At 61.5% G+C, this 14,690-nt stretch carries 14 protein-coding genes; 4 read left to right on the top strand and 10 right to left on the bottom strand.

What is annotated here, in order from left to right:
- Positions 1-51: 51 nt before the first annotated feature.
- The 3 genes from thrS to LAN61_01395 all read right to left on the bottom strand — a co-directional run bounded on the left by thrS (position 52) and on the right by LAN61_01395 (position 3,706).
- Positions 52-2,058 carry a threonine--tRNA ligase gene (gene thrS / locus LAN61_01405; protein MBZ5539153.1) on the bottom strand — a complete coding sequence of 669 codons (2,007 nt, stop codon included), beginning with the start codon at positions 2,056-2,058 and terminating at the stop codon, positions 52-54.
- 831 nt (positions 2,059-2,889) lie between these two features.
- The gene (locus LAN61_01400; protein MBZ5539152.1) at positions 2,890-3,081 is read right to left on the bottom strand and encodes a hypothetical protein; all 192 of its coding nucleotides are present in this window, start codon (positions 3,079-3,081) and stop codon (positions 2,890-2,892) included.
- A 28-nt stretch (positions 3,082-3,109) separates the two neighbouring features.
- Positions 3,110-3,706: a hypothetical protein gene (locus LAN61_01395; protein MBZ5539151.1), complete on the bottom strand. Its 597-nt coding sequence runs from the start codon at positions 3,704-3,706 to the stop codon at positions 3,110-3,112.
- Positions 3,707-3,929: 223 nt separating this feature from the next.
- Between LAN61_01395 and LAN61_01390 the strand changes: the two genes are divergently transcribed.
- The 3 genes from LAN61_01390 (at position 3,930) to LAN61_01380 (ending at position 5,524) form a co-directional block, all read left to right on the top strand.
- A complete protein-coding gene (locus tag LAN61_01390) occupies positions 3,930-4,280 on the top strand; it encodes a hypothetical protein (protein ID MBZ5539150.1) in 351 nt (116 codons plus the stop codon).
- 24 nt (positions 4,281-4,304) lie between these two features.
- Positions 4,305-4,751 carry a hypothetical protein gene (locus LAN61_01385; protein MBZ5539149.1) on the top strand — a complete coding sequence of 149 codons (447 nt, stop codon included), beginning with the start codon at positions 4,305-4,307 and terminating at the stop codon, positions 4,749-4,751.
- Positions 4,752-5,101: 350 nt separating this feature from the next.
- Positions 5,102-5,524 carry an archease gene (locus LAN61_01380; GenBank protein MBZ5539148.1) on the top strand — a complete coding sequence of 141 codons (423 nt, stop codon included), beginning with the start codon at positions 5,102-5,104 and terminating at the stop codon, positions 5,522-5,524.
- A 12-nt stretch (positions 5,525-5,536) separates the two neighbouring features.
- Here LAN61_01380 and LAN61_01375 read toward each other — a convergent pair whose 3' ends face one another.
- The 6 genes from LAN61_01375 to typA form a co-directional block, all read right to left on the bottom strand.
- Positions 5,537-6,388 (bottom strand): SDR family oxidoreductase, encoded by an 852-nt coding sequence (locus LAN61_01375; protein MBZ5539147.1) that lies wholly within the window; start codon positions 6,386-6,388, stop codon positions 5,537-5,539.
- 207 nt (positions 6,389-6,595) lie between these two features.
- Entirely contained in the window at positions 6,596-6,736 is a 141-nt protein-coding gene (locus LAN61_01370) for a hypothetical protein (protein MBZ5539146.1), read from the bottom strand.
- Between the two features lie 46 nt (positions 6,737-6,782).
- Positions 6,783-7,070 (bottom strand): hypothetical protein, encoded by a 288-nt coding sequence (locus LAN61_01365; GenBank protein ID MBZ5539145.1) that lies wholly within the window; start codon positions 7,068-7,070, stop codon positions 6,783-6,785.
- Positions 7,071-7,321: 251 nt separating this feature from the next.
- Positions 7,322-8,281: an agmatinase gene (gene speB / locus LAN61_01360; GenBank protein ID MBZ5539144.1), complete on the bottom strand. Its 960-nt coding sequence runs from the start codon at positions 8,279-8,281 to the stop codon at positions 7,322-7,324.
- A gap of 185 nt (positions 8,282-8,466) precedes the next feature.
- Positions 8,467-8,898, bottom strand: coding sequence for a DUF302 domain-containing protein (locus tag LAN61_01355; GenBank protein MBZ5539143.1), 432 nt, complete (start codon positions 8,896-8,898; stop codon positions 8,467-8,469).
- A gap of 288 nt (positions 8,899-9,186) precedes the next feature.
- Positions 9,187-11,019, bottom strand: a complete 1,833-nt coding sequence (gene typA / locus LAN61_01350; GenBank protein ID MBZ5539142.1) for a translational GTPase TypA — start codon at positions 11,017-11,019, stop codon at positions 9,187-9,189.
- A 206-nt stretch (positions 11,020-11,225) separates the two neighbouring features.
- Between typA and LAN61_01345 the strand changes: the two genes are divergently transcribed.
- Positions 11,226-13,118, top strand: a complete 1,893-nt coding sequence (locus LAN61_01345; GenBank protein MBZ5539141.1) for a CocE/NonD family hydrolase — start codon at positions 11,226-11,228, stop codon at positions 13,116-13,118.
- A gap of 80 nt (positions 13,119-13,198) precedes the next feature.
- On the opposite strand, the gene LAN61_01340 is transcribed toward LAN61_01345, so the two are convergent.
- Positions 13,199-14,689 (bottom strand): peptidase C45, encoded by a 1,491-nt coding sequence (locus LAN61_01340; protein MBZ5539140.1) that lies wholly within the window; start codon positions 14,687-14,689, stop codon positions 13,199-13,201.
- Position 14,690: the final 1 nt, after the last annotated feature.

Raw genomic sequence — 14,690 nt, 5'->3', positions numbered from 1 at the left:
CTCAGGATGGCACTTATAACAATAAGGAACCTGTTAAATCAAGCGCCATGACTATTGCGCGGCGCGGGTTTCCGCTTCCTTCTGCAGGGCCGCGACGAATTCGGCGAGCGGGCGCGGGCCGAGGTCGCCCTTGCTGCGGTGGCGCACGGAGACCGTGCCGGCTTCCGCTTCCTTCGCGCCCACCACCAGCATGTAGGGAATCTTCTGCATCTGCGCGTCGCGGATCTTTGCCGGGAGCTTGTCGTTGCGGTCGTCGAGATGCACGCGCAGGCCATGGTGCTTCAGGGTTTCCGTCACGTGCCTGGCGTAGTCGTTGACCTTTTCGCTCACCGGGCAGACTTCCACCTGCACCGGCGCGAGCCACACCGGAAACGCCCCGGCGTAGTGCTCGATGAGGATGCCGAAGAAGCGTTCGACCGAGCCGAGCAGGGCGCGGTGCACCATCAGGGGCTGGTGCCGCGCGCCGTCTTCGCCGACGTATTCCAGGCCGAAGCGCGCCGGGAGGTTGAAATCGAACTGCACGGTGGTGAGCTGCCAGGGCCGCCCGATGGCGTCGATCAGCTTGACGTCGATCTTCGGCCCGTAGAACGCGGCTTCGCCCTCCATACGCTTGAAGGGAATGTTCATGCGCTTCAGGGTGCCGGCGAGCGCGGCGGTAGCGCGGTGCCAGTCCTCGGGCTTGCCGGCGTAGTTTTCCGGGTGTGTGGCGTCCCAGTCGGAGAGCTCGACCTCGAATTTGTCGAAGCCGAAATTTTTCATCACCGCGAAGGCGAAGTCCACGCAGGCTTCGACTTCCCCCTCGATCTGCGAGGGCGTGCAGAAGATGTGCGCATCGTCCTGCGTAAAGCCGCGCACGCGCAGCAGGCCGTGCAGCACGCCGCTGCGTTCGTAGCGGTAGACCGTGCCGAGCTCAGCCAGGCGCACCGGCAGGTCGCGATAGCTCTTCAGCTTGGTCTTGTAAATGAGGATGTGGCCCGGGCAGTTCATGGGCTTGAGCTGGTATTCGGCCTTTTCGACCTCCACCGCGCCGAACATGTTCTCTTTGTAAAAATTGGTGTGCCCGCTGGTCTTCCACAGATCCAGGCGCATGATGTGCGGCGTGAACACCAGGTCGTAGCCGCGCTTCAGCAGCTCCTCGCGCAGCCAGTCCTCGATGATCTTGCGCACCAGGCCGCCCTTGGGGTGCCAGAAGATCAGCCCCGGCCCGGCCTCCTCCTGGATGCTGAAGAAGTCCAGCTCCGGGCCCAGCTTGCGGTGGTCGCGGCGCTTGGCCTCTTCCAGGCGGTGCAGGTAATCGTCGAGGTCCTTCTGCGTGAAAAAGCACGCGCCGTAGATGCGCTGCAACTGCGCGTTGCCTTCCTGGCCCTTCCAGTAGGCTCCGGCCACGCTCATCAGCTTGAAGGCCGTGATGCGCTTGGTGGAAGGAATGTGCGGTCCGCGGCAGAAGTCGATGAATTTCCCCGTGGTGTAGAAGGAGACCATCGGCTCTTCGGCCTTTTCCTCGACCAGCTGGCACTTGAAGGTCTGGTTGGTCTTCTTATACAGCTCGAGCGCTTCGGCCTTGGGCAGCAGCTTGCGCTCGTTGGGGATGTCCTGCTCCGCCAGCTCGTGCATTTTCTTTTCGATCTTGACGAGGTCGTCCGGGGTGAACGGCTCCTCGCGCAGGAATTCGTAGAAGAAGCCGTTCTCCACCGGCGGGCCGATGCCCAGCTTCACGCCGGGATAGAGATCCATCACCGCGGCGGCCAGCAGGTGCGCCGCGGAGTGGCGGAAAACGTAGAGCGCGTCGGGATCTTTTTCCGTGAGGATCTGCAGGCGGACGTCCTGCTCGAGCGGGCGCCGCAGGTCCACCAGGTCGCCGGCCTCCGGCTCGTCCGTGCCGGTCGCGGCCAGAGCTTTCGCGGCGCCCGTCGCGGGCGCTGTGGCCGGCGTCACCCGCGCGACCAGCGCGGCTTCCGCCAGGCGCGGCCCGATCTTGCGGGCAATCTCCCCCGCAGTCGTGCCCTTCGCCACCTCGTGCACTTTTCCGTCCGGCAAGGTAACGCGAATCTGATCCATGGTCATGTCCGCCTGGGAACGGCCCGCCGAACTCCGGCAAGCCGCGCGAGAAACAACTAGCTTATCGGCGGGACCGGGCAGGGTCAAGGCGAGTCCGGGAAAGTGACTCGTGATTCGTGAGTTGCGACTCGTGACTGGGATGATCGGGGCAAGTAAACAGAATGACCCCCACCCCCCTGTTTTCTTGGAACTGCAGATTCCAAAGGGGATGAAGTCGTGTGTTTTGGAACTGCTGATTCCGCAAGGGTTGCAGGTGGAATTTTTGTAACTGCAGAATATAAAGGAGATCGTGGCGAGTGGGGAGTGACGAAATGGGGAGGACTCCCTGCCCACCCCCGGTGTTTTTGCAAAGAGTGCGTATTGGATTGATTGCAGGAGAGTTGCGGCGCGCTCCTGTTTTTGGAAGTGCGTAAGAGTGGCAAACACAAGACTTACAGAAACGTGCTGGACGCAAAAGAGCGAAAAGAGCGCGATTTGGCTATGCGGGGCGGAGCAGGGAGACGGGGCAGAAGGGCGATGGTGGGCTTGGCGGCGAGTGTGAAGATCGCGATTCACGGGGAATGATAGCCTATAAATAACTTACTTTCAAAGGAATTATTAGCGGTATTGGTATGGGTTGTGGAAAAGTATGTGAGGAGAGTTGTCCTTGTGGCACAAAAAGTCAAAATCCCCACCTTTTCGCAAAAACCGCGAAAAGATGGGCCACCCTCTCGCTTCCGCTCGCAAAGGATGTGCCACCCGCGGTGGGGTTGGTTTACCCGAATAGGATTTAAGTACCAGAAGTATCTAATCGATAAATTCGGGCAGGCCGTTCTCCTCGGATCTTTTTCTTTACGCCTCCTTGCTGATAATCCAACCCGATTCGTGTTGTAGGGTCTTTTTAGGAGCACGCTCCAATTCGGCACCCTTGAATTGCTTCAAAGTCACCTCCATGGATTCCTTAGCATCCGCAGTGGCATTTTCCGGCTTGTCAACCCACTCAAATTTATTGATGTCAGTGGCATGCAAATAAACTTTGGGCATGTTGGTTGTCGTCTCCTTTTGGCAAATGTTAGGGAACCGCATCAACTCGCATTACCTGATAGAAGTGCGTTAAGTCTTTGTCGGCCTTGGATTCCACGAGGGAAATTACATGGCCGTCGCCGTGGAAGGACACATTCGATCCTCCAAATGATTGTCCGACGTCGAGGGCGTGGTCACAATCAGCGGCGGCGGTTTGCTGAGTGCAAGTGTTGTCATAGTTGATGGTATAAAGTTGTTTTCCGTGAGCGAGCGTCCACACAGGTTTCCCATTTTCGTCAAAGCGTTCTGTGCTCACGACGTAAGCATCTTGATCGACGGTCGAGATTGTGGACGCACCTGTGGGCGATTGATGCCCAATCGAAAGGACCCAAAGAGTCAGACCCAGCGAAAGCAATCCTGTGGCGATCAACGTTACCTTCGTATTGAGCCTTTGGCGGGCAAACGCAAAACCTAGAACCGCGACCGCCGCCGCAGCGTCGAGAGATGCCTTCGTGAGTTGGTATGTGGCCTTGGGGGGCAGACTTAAAATCTCCGACAGCACCCAAGCTACGAGAAGGACGCCGCCAAACAAAATCGCCAGATAAAGTAAGATCATGGAGATCGTGGGCTTGTTTGGTTTCGTCATTCGTTTCCCCCGGTGGGCGGATTCTATCATGGCAAATGGCCCGACTTTTTGTAATTGTGTTTACGTGCCATAACGGTAGACTGATCGGAGTCCGATGACAATATCGCAGCCACCGCTTGACCCACGCAAGCACCCTTGGAAGCGCGGCGACGTTTGCACGTTAGGTTTTAAGAAGAACGGCTTTGTATTGAATCACACGCGGGAGCACTTGGAAGTCCGTTGGATGCCGAACGAGGGCATTGAAAGAATTCCAGCAGAAGACATTGATAATGTACTTAGGATAATGCACGCCGATAGTCTTTCACCGGACGGCAAGCGCACGAATCTAGAATCCTTAGAGGCAATAGAATCACTTTCCCGTATAAAAGATGCCGTCACTGAAAGAATGAAAACGGTTAAAAATGACAATGAGAAAAAAGAATTGGACGCGCTAATAAAACGGTCCTTTGGTCCTGAGTGTACCTTTGATAGAAAGCACGCCAACTTGCTTTTTGAACTAGCAATCGACCCTCAGAGAGTAAGCTGGTATTGGAAGTTGCGAGAGCGATGGCATCGGTTCGTCCACCATCACTGACGACCGCGAGCACGGGAGCGTTAAATGCGACACGTACAAAGTGCAATAGTTGGGATGGTGCTGTTCGTCCAGTTGTTTCTATCCGCGAATTTAGGGTCAACGAAAGCCGCCCAGAAACCCACAGTGGACCAAGACATGCCCACGGGGAATGAATTGCTTCACGACTGCAAACAAGCTATGCGCGCCATCGACGGGGACACAACGCTAACCGACTTGGAATTCGTGGACGCCTCCCACTGCACTGGCTACATTCTCGGCGTCGTTGATGGATACGCCGAGACGGAAGCTGCGGAGAAAGCCCGACTCCATTTTTCGTCGCCGTTGATTTGCTTTCCAAAGGAAGGTTTCATGCCGACGCCGCAGGTGGTTCGAATTGTGGTGAAGTATCTACGCGAGAACCCGAAGAACCTACGTGACCATGCGGCATTGTTGGTCTTGCTGGCGCTTCAGGAGGCTTACCCCTGCAAATGATGCGTTGGATCGTACTGGAAAGCATGGCGTAAGAAAACACGTTGGGGTGATATTATGAAAAAGTTCGGGTCCGATATTTACGCCGCAGTTCGTTCCGGAAAGCTCGCACAGCCGTTCGACGCCGCAATGGTAAAGCGAGCTTGCCCAGGGTGGGCAGAAGGAACGTATCACACATTTCTCGGGAAGCATGCCGTCGGCAACAAACAGACAACGGAGTTATTTGTCCGCGTTGGACGTGGAAAATATCACCTCAATCGACAGATTGCGTAGTCAACGTAATTGATACCGAAGTGGCTGCACGCGTCTCAAAACTCGCATCTCTCGCGCCCTTCAGGGACTAGAATCGAAGTATGGTGAAAACACCGTTCGAGATTCTCGAGCACCCCGCGGACATCGGATTCCGCGCCTACGGGAAGACGCGCGAGGAGCTGTTCGAGAATGCGGCGCTGGCGCTTTTTTCTCTGACTTGCGAATTGGCCACGGTGGAGGAGCGGGAATCGCGGGAGATCGAAACCACGGGCAGCGACAACGAGACGCTGCTGTACGCCTGGCTGGCGGAGCTGCTGGCCGTGGCGGAGGCCGAGCGCCTGGTCTTTCGCCGCGCCGATGTGACCGCGCTCGAGCCGGCCCGCGTGCATGGCACGGCCTACGGCGAGCCTTTCGACCGGGCTCGGCACGAGATGAACACGCACATCAAAGCCGTGACGTTTCACCAGCTCTTCGTGGAGCAGACCGCGGAAGGCTGGCGCGCCCAGGTTTTCGTGGACCTGTGAGGCGCGGCCAGCCTACTTTTTCGCGCGCGCCGCTTCCATGGCTTCCCAGGCGGCTTCGGGGAGCACGAGCAGGTCGTTGAATTCCCCGGCGCCGCGCAGCCACTGTGCGCCGTCGATCACCACGCATTCCCCGTTGATGTATTCGGCCATGTCGCTCAGGAGGAAGGCCGCCAGATTGGCCAGCTCCTCGTGGCGCCCGAAGCGCTTCATGGGATGCTTTTCGATGGCGTGTTCTTCGAACTGTTTCGAGGGCATCAGCCGCGACCAGGCCCCCTCGGTCGGGAAGGGTCCCGGGGCGATGGCGTTCACCCGGATGCGGTATTTCGCCCATTCCACCGCCAGCGAAGTGGTCATCGCCAGCACCCCGGCCTTGGCGCACGCCGACGGCACGATGAAGCCCGAGCCGCAATTGGCCGCGGCATAGGTGGTGACGATATTCAGAACGTTGCCGGGCTGCTTGGCGGCGATCCAGCGCTTGCCGAAGACCTGCGTGCAGTGAAAGGTGCCGTGGAGCACGATGCCCACCACGGCGTTGAAGGCGTTCGGCGTGAGCTTCTCCGTGCGGGCGATGAAGTTGCCCGCAGCGCCGTTGACGAGCGTGTCGATGCGGCCGAACTGCTCCTCCGCGGCGCCGGCGGCGGCTTCCACCGCGGAGTAATCGCGCACGTCGCAGATGGCGTAGCTCGCCACGCCCCCCGCGCGGCGGATCTCTTCGCAGGTTTCGCGCAGCGGCTCTTCGCGCCGCCCCACCACGAACAGCCGCGCCCCCAATCCGGCCAGCCGCAGCGCCATGGACTTTCCGAGGCCCGTGCCGCCTCCGGTGAGAAAGACTGCCCTGCCCTTCAGCATCTCTTCTTTGAACATGACGGTGCGCCTCGCGAGGGAGTTGCCGGCCGGCGGTGTTGCGTCCGCCGCGGCGGCACAGTGATTCTAGTGCATTCGCCGCGGCCTGTCTGTGTCCGCGCGGACTTTTTGCGAGGCGGGGGAGCGGCGGCGGAAACAGGCAGTCCCAAAAAGCAGAAGCGGGACCCGCACCGGCAGGTCCCGCTTTCGGAGTCGCTCTGTTTTCTGTCACGCCATACGGCGGTGAGGCCGCTTTGCGGTACGCGGACGGCCCTGCGTCTCCATGTGAATCTTTGACGCCAGAACTTGGCGCTCCTGCTTCTTCATTTTCTGCAGATGCCCCAGACCGCTCTTTCCTGTCTTTTTCATGGCATCCTCCTTCCCGGCTCTGCCAGGCGCCGCACGCGCCGCCGCGTCAGGGAAGCCCGCGCAATAGCCCTTCGATGGTGCGTTCCAGGTCTCTCCAGGTTATCTCTGCGGATTCGAAGAGTTCCTGGGACCGCGACTCATCGGCTTCTTCCAATTCTTCCACGCGCTGCTTGAACTCCGCAAAACGCTTGCGCAGATACTCCAACTCCCAGTAGTAGCGGAGTTGCAGACCCCCGCCTTCCTGCGCCAGCCGGCTCTTCAGGTGCGCGACCTTGGCCGCCAGCTTCTCCACTTCGCCGACGACGCGCTCCAAGTAGGCTTCCTTGACCGGCATGGCCGCTCCTTCTTCCGGGCGTCTGGCACCGAAAATAATCACAAAAATGCAAGCGAGCTATTTTAATAATGCAGGCGAGCAGCCAAAGATACTTTCCGGCGCCGGCTGTGTAAGTTACTGAAACGGTAAGGGCTATTCTGCGAGTACAGGTACTAGCTACGGGCATCGCTGCGTGAGAAAACACAGCGAGCCGCGTGAAAGCGCGCCGGAAAGTACATGCTCTGGAGCAATCTGCGTGGGCAATTTCGCCGTCAGGTGGTGCGCCCGGCGGCGCGGCGGCGCACCGCCAGGAGCGAGATGAACTCGAAGATCACGTTGGCGGCAAGGAGCGCGGTGATCTGCCCATGGTCGGCGGCGGGCAGGACCTCCACCACGTCGAAGCCCACGAAGGGAATGGCCCCCAGGCCGCGCAGCATGGCCAGCGCTTCGTGCGACGCCGGACCGCCCACTTCCGGTGTGCCCGTTCCCGGCGCATAGGCGGGGTCCAGAAAATCCACGTCGAAGGTGAGGTAGGCCTTGCGGCTGCCCACGCGCGCCAGAATGCGCTCGACCACGCCAGCCGGGCCTAGCGCAAACATTTCCGGCGCTTCGATCACCTCAAAGCCCAGGGCGCGCGAATCGTCGATCTCCCCGGCGGTCACCGTAGAGCCGCGAATGCCCACCTGGATGGAATGCTTCGGATCGATCAGGCCTTCCTCGAGGGCGCGGCGGAAGGGCGTGCCGTGGCAAACCTTGGAGCCGAAGAGCTCGTCATCGGTGTCGGTGTGCGCGTCGAAATGCACCAGGGCCAGCTCGTCGTGAGCCGCGGCCACTGCGCGCAGCAGCGGCAGGGAGACGGTGTGGTCTCCGCCGATCGCGATGGGCACCGTGCCGCCCGCCACGACCGGCCGCACGTACTCCTCGATGGCGGCGATGCTCTGCGCCAGATCGGCGGGATAGACCGGCGCATCACCGTAGTCGCCGCCGCTCAGGAATTCGTAGATGTCGATCCAGTGATAGGGATGCGCCAGGCGCACCAGGCGCGAGGCTTCGCGCACCGCCACCGGGCCGAAGCGCTGGCCGTTGCGGAAGCTGGCGCCCAGATCGAAGGGCACGCCGATGATGCCGAAATCCGCGCGCTCCTCCGCGGCCAGCTGCGGCAAGCGGGAATAGGTGCCAATCCCGCGGAAGCGGGGCGAACCGGGCGACTGAGGTGGAGCGTGATGCCGCATGGAACCTAAGACTCTACACCAGGTCCGCGACGGTTACCTCTATACCTGCTCGAAGTAACAATGCGCCAAACTTGGAGACTTCAGGAGCTGAAGCCGTACAGCGAGTTCTTTCCTCTCAGGATTTCCGCAGCCCGATTCTAGCGCGGCGCCCGGGTTTTCCCGGCAATTGGCCGGGCGGTTCCCTCTCAGGGCGCTGGCTGGGCGCGGGAGACAAGCTCGTGGGGCTCGGCTTTCGCTTCGTCCACGATCTTACGCACGGTTTCTTCCACCGCGAAAGCCACTTCCGCAATGCCCTTCTCGGGGAAGAAATCGGCCATGGTGCTGGGAAGCATGGTGCTGATGCAGGTTTTGCCGTTTTCCACGAACACGGCCACCGGACAGGGAAGCAGCAGCGCGGTGCGCACATCTTTCTTCAACACCTCGCTGGCGTAACGCGCGTTGCAGATCTCCACGATGGTCAGCGGCTCGCGCGCAAAGCCTTTTTCGCCGAGCATGGCGGCGAAGTCATGCACGTGCAGCACGCGAAAACCGTTTTCCACGGCTTTCTGCTCGACCGCGCGTACCGCATCGGCAAAAGATTTGTTGGTCACTACGGTATAGTCCAGAGCATGGCTCATGGCTTTCTCCATACGACACTCCTGACTCGGCCCCCCCTCGTTGGGAGATGCATGCGAAATACCAAGTCAGCATCGGGAATGAACATGTAACTTACAGATTATAAAGTACTTCGAATTGACTGCGGGCCGCTGGCTTCCGTCTCCTGCGCCATCTCACTCAAACGCTTGGGGGAGGGTTGTGGGAGATTCCACATCTCGTCTGCCTACAGGCTGACCTGCGCTGGCGAGCCAGTGAACCATGTCCCGGAAGGGGCAGGCCAGGACAAGTGTCTGTCCCCCCGGACTCGCTTACTTGGCCACGTTGCTGGCGCGGATTTCCTGCCAGCGGCGCGGGCGCTTGTTGGCCTGCAGAACCTTCTTGCGCAGGCGGATCGATTTCGGGGTGACCTCGACGAACTCGTCGTCGGCGATGAACTCGATGGCCTGTTCCAGGCTCAGCTCGCGGTGCGGAATCAGCCGGATGGCTTCGTCCGCGCTCGAGGAACGCATGTTCGTCTGCTTTTTTTCCTTGGTGACGTTGACGTCCATGTCCTGTTCGCGCGAATTTTCTCCCACGATCATGCCTTCATACACTTCGATCGCCGCGCCGATGAACAGCTCCCCGCGCTCCTGGATGTTCCACAGCGCAAACGCCGTGGACGGGCCGGAACGGTCGGCCACCAGCGCGCCCGTGGGCCGCAACGCCATCTCCCCGGCGTAGTCCGTCCAGCCGTCGAAGATGGAATGAATCAGCGCGGTGCCCCGCGTGTCGGTAAGCAGCTGGCTGCGCAGCCCGATCAGCCCGCGCGAAGGAATCTTGAAGTCCATGCGCACGCGCCCCGAGCCGTGATTGCTCATCTTGACCATCTCGCCGCGCCGGCTGCCCAGCGTCTCGAGAATGATGCCGATGAAGCTCTCCGGCACGTCGATCACCAGCCGCTCCAGCGGCTCCAGCTTCTTGCCGCCTTCATTGCGCACCACGATTTCCGGCTTGCCCACCATCAGCTCGAAGCCTTCGCGGCGCATGGTTTCGATCAGGATGGCCAGCTGCAGTTCGCCGCGCCCCAGCACGCGGAACGATTCCGGCGTGTCCGTGTCTTCCACGCGGATGGAGACGTTGGTCAGCAGCTCTTTCTGCAAGCGATCGCGCAGGTCGCGCGAGGTGAGGTAGCTGCCGTCCTTGCCGGAGAGCGGGCTGCTGTTCACCGTAAAGATCATGGCCAGCGTCGGCTCATCGATCAACAACGGTTCGAACGGCGCGGGAGCGGCGAGATCCGTGATGCCCTCGCCGATCTGAATGCCCTCGACGCCGGCAATGGCCACGAGATCGCCCGCGACAACGCTTTCTGCTTCGTCGCGCTCCAACCCCCGGAAGGTGTACAGCTTGGTGATGCGCGTCGGCGTGAGTTTTCCATCCAGCTTGCTGATACCCACTTCTTCGCCGCGCTTCAGCGTGCCGTTGAAGACCCGGCCGATGGCGATGCGCCCGAGAAAGTCGCTGTAGTCGAGGTTCATCACCTGGATCTGCAGCTGGCCTGCGGGATCGCCCGGAGGCGGCGCAATCTTGGCCACGATGGTTTCGAACAGCGGCAGCAGGTCCTTGGAATCGTCGCCCGGGGTGCGGTGCGCCACGCCCGCACGCGCGTTCGTGTACACCACGGGGAAGTCCAGCTGGTCTTCGGTGGCATCGAGGTCGATGAACAGATCGTAGATCTCGTCCAGTACTTCTTTGGGCCGCGCGTCAGGGCGGTCAATCTTGTTCAGCACGATGACCGGGGGCAGCTTGGCCGCCAGGGCCTTCTGCAGGACGTAGCGGGTCTGCGGCAGCGGGCCTTCGCTGGCATCCACCAGCAATACCACGCCGTCCACCATGCGCAGCGCGCGCTCCACTTCCCCGCCGAAGTCGCTGTGGCCGGGGGTGTCTACGATATTGATTTTCGTGTCGTGGAAGAACAGCGCCGTGTTCTTGGCGAGAATCGTGATCCCGCGCTCGCGCTCCAAGTCGTTCGAATCCATCACGCGCTCGACGACCGCCTCGTTGGAGCGGAAAATCCCGCTCTGCCTGAGCATGGCGTCCACCAGCGTGGTTTTGCCGTGGTCTACGTGCGCGATAATGGCGATATTGCGAATGTTCTGGTTCATGTCTTGATCTTCAGTTTCCAAACAAAAAAGGCTGCTTCAACAACGAGCAGCCCGAAAGGAACTCCCGTCTGTTTGTCGATTTACTGCAGGCGAACACTTATCATTATAACAGACCTGCGCCTCTACGGCCACCGGCGCGCTTCCTCCTGTGGTATGCTCCCGGGTCTGCCGGAAACCTGCGCCATGCCGCGGTACTGGAGTGAACCATGCGCTTCCTGCGTATTTCCCTGACCAACCTCTTTCTGCCGGTGCTGGCTGCACTGCTCGTCGTCCCGCTGGCGGCCCAGACCCCGCAGGCCCCGCCGCCCGACTATGCGCTGCTCTTCGACAAGACCGAGGTCCTGATCCCCGCGCGCGACGGCGTGAAGCTGCACACCGAGATTTACAGCCCGAAAAACGCCGCCGAGCCCCTGCCTATCGTCCTGGAGCGCACCCCCTACGGCCTCGCCGACGACGCCAAGGGCTACAGCCGCAAGCGCGGCCGTTACGCCGAGATGATCCCCGACGGCTACATCTTCGTCTTCCAGGACATCCGCGGCCGTTTCGGCTCCGAAGGCAAATTCGTCATGAACCGGCCGGTGCGCGATCCCCGGGACGCCAAGGCCATTGATGAGGGCACGGACACCTACGACACCATCGACTGGCTGGTGAAGAACGTCCCGCGCAACAACGGCCGCGTCGGCCTCCTGGGCATCTCCTACGGCGGCTGGCTCACGGTCATGGGCATGCTCTCACCGCATCCCGCGCTCAAAGCCGTCTCCGAGCAGGCCTCGCCCGCGGACATGTTCCTCGGCGACGATTTTCACCATCACGGCGCCTTCCGCCTGAGCTACGGCTTCGAATACGCCACCATGATGGAAACCTCGAAGGAGAACTACATTTTCCCCTTCGACCGCTTCGACACCTATGAGTGGTACCTGCGGCTCGGCGCGCTCTCCAACGCCAACAAGAACTACCTGCACGGCACGCTGCCCACCTGGAACGATTTCGTCGCCCATCCCAACTACGACGTCTTCTGGAAAAAGCAGGCCATGCCCTACATCCTGAAGCGCCCGACGGTACCCAACCTCAATGTCGCCGGCTGGTGGGACCAGGAAGATTTCTACGGCCCCATGAAGATCTACGAGCTGCTGGAAAAGGATGACCCCGACCACCTCAACTATCTCGCCGTGGGCCCCTGGAATCACGGCGGCTGGGCGCACGGCGCGGGCAGCTCGCTCGGCGCGATTCCCTTCGGCAGCGACACCGCGCTCTATTTCCGGCGGAAGATCGAGGCGCCCTGGTTCGCCTACTGGCTGAAGAATAAAGGCCAGCTGCCTCTGCAGGAGGCCATCCTCTTCCAGACGGGAAGCGACGAGTGGACGAAGTTCGACTCCTGGCCGCCCAAGCAGGCCCAGACGAAGAAGCTCTATTTCCGCAGCATGGGAAAACTCTCGTTCGATCCGCCACGGAGCGCGAACCCGCAGGCCGCCGACAGCTACCTCTCCGACCCGGCGCATCCCGTGCCCTACCGCCACCGTCCCATCGAGATGACCTATCCCGCCGACTACCCTGGCGGCTGGTTCACCTGGCTGCTCGAGGACCAGCGCTTCGTGGATCAGCGCCCCGACGTCCTGAGCTGGACCACTGAGGAGCTGCCGGAAGACGTTGCGCTCGCCGGGCAGGTCACCGCCAAGCTCTTCGCCTCCACCACCGGCAGCGACGCCGATTGGATCGTCAAACTCATCGACGTCTACCCGGAAAAATATCCGCAGGACTGGAAGCTCGCCGGCTTCGAGCTGATGATCGCCGACGAGGTCTTCCGCGGGCGCTTCCGCAACTCTTTCGAAAAGCCTGAGCCCGTCACGCCCGGCGAGGTCACGCCCTTCACCATCGACCTGCACACCGCCAACCACGTTTTCAAGAAGGGCCACCGCATTCAGGTGCAGGTGCAGAGCACGTGGTTCCCGCTCATCGACCGCAACCCGCAGAAATTCGTGCCCAACATCTTCGAAGCCAGGGAAGCCGACTACCACAAGGCCACGCAGCGCATCTTCCGCTCCCAGCAGTACCCCTCGAGCGTGGAGATTTCCATCGTCCGCGCCGGCGCAAGCCAGTAGGACTTTTTTCCGGAGGATTGCCTGCAGCGCGGGGCGCCAGCCCCGCGGCTTTTTTCCCGTAGACGAAAGACGGCTCCGGGCTACTTCGCCGCGGCCTGCCCGGAGTGGAATTCGGTCCACGGGCCGGCCTTCATGTCCCGCAGATATGGCGCCTGCCAGTTGTATTCGGGGTGCGCCGCGAGAAACGGCGCGGCCAGAAAATCCTCCCCGCAGGGATGGCCCACGCGCGCGGTGAACTGCATTTTCGCCGCCATGGCCGCGTCGGTGGCCTTGCCCTGCACCGCCCCGCCCGGGTAGTTCGGCCCCCACGTCCAGAGCGCTATTCCGCGCGGCGACGCGTCCACGTGCCCGCATAGCGTGCGCTCGTTTGCCTCTTCCTTCTTCTCATAGCTGTCGGCGTGGTCGCCGAGCATCTGCTGCGCCAGGGCCACGTCGATTCTGCCCCAATTCTTGCGCAGCAGTTCGTCCCAGCGCACGCGGCGCGCGTTGGGCGAAGTCTCCGGGTTGTTGGGATCGAATTGCGGCGCGTCCAGAGCGAGCACCTTGGGGTCGCGCGCCCAGTTCGAACCGGCGAAGACGCCATCCTTCGTGCGCCACAGGTGAAACGCCTTCAGCCCCAGCTCGAATTGCGCGATCTCCCCGGTCTTGCGGTCCCCTACCAGCCAGTCGTTGGCGTAGCCCCCGTTATTCCCGTCCAGCATGATTTTCACGTATTCGTCGATCGACCCGGCGTACTGCAGCGCCTTGCGCGCGCGCACGAATTCCGCCTTCCCCGCCGGATCCCAGCCCTCGAACTGCGTGATCGTCGTCTCCGTGACCAGCAGTCCGGCGCTGTTGATTCCGAAGTCGTCGTCGCTGGCGATCACTCCCGGAAAGCCGTCCATCAGGAGGTGGTGGCCGCGGGCCGGCGCGATGTCGAAAATGATCCGCCAGCGCTCGCCGTTCAGGTAGCTCGTCCAGTTGTTGTGCGCCATGACGATCTGGTGGTCCTTGGTCCACCTTCCCGTGGCGATGAACGCGCTGCAGTTCCCGGGGCTTTTCAGCGCCGGCGCGGACGCCGCCTTCTCCCGCTTGTTCAGCCACGGCACGTAGTAGTCCGGCAGCTCCTCAAAGGCGTTGAAAGCCACAAGGTCGTCCACGTCCAGCTTCGAGCCGGTGCGCGCGCGCAGCCCTTCCACGATTCCCGTGAGCTCCTGCTGGTATTCCGCGTCGATCTTCGGCCACAGCATTTCGTGCGCCGCCTTGCGGAAGAAGGCCCAGTCGCGCTCGCTTGAGTGCGTCATCCCCGCCTGCACCGCGGCGAAAGCGTCCTCGATCTCCGGCGCCAGCAGGTAGCCGTGCTGGAAGCCGACCGCGCCCGGTTCGCCCTCCAGATGCACGTAGATCCAGCCGTCCTGCTCGAAGCGCGCAGCCTTCGCCAGCCGCGGATCGCTGGCCGCGGCCTGCTGCCGCGCCGCCGCGACCGCTGCGTCCACGTCTCTCTGCGCCGATGAGGAATTCCCGCCGCTGCCCGCCCACCACAGCGCCGCCGCGCCCAGCAACACCACGGCCAGCGCCGCCACCCGCCGCATC

This window comes from Terriglobia bacterium, assembly GCA_020072785.1.
Classification (GTDB): Bacteria; Acidobacteriota; Terriglobia; order Acidiferrales; family UBA7541; genus Acidiferrum.
The sequence above is the reverse complement of the archived record's forward strand: the minus strand, read 5'-3'. Positions and strand labels throughout refer to the sequence as shown.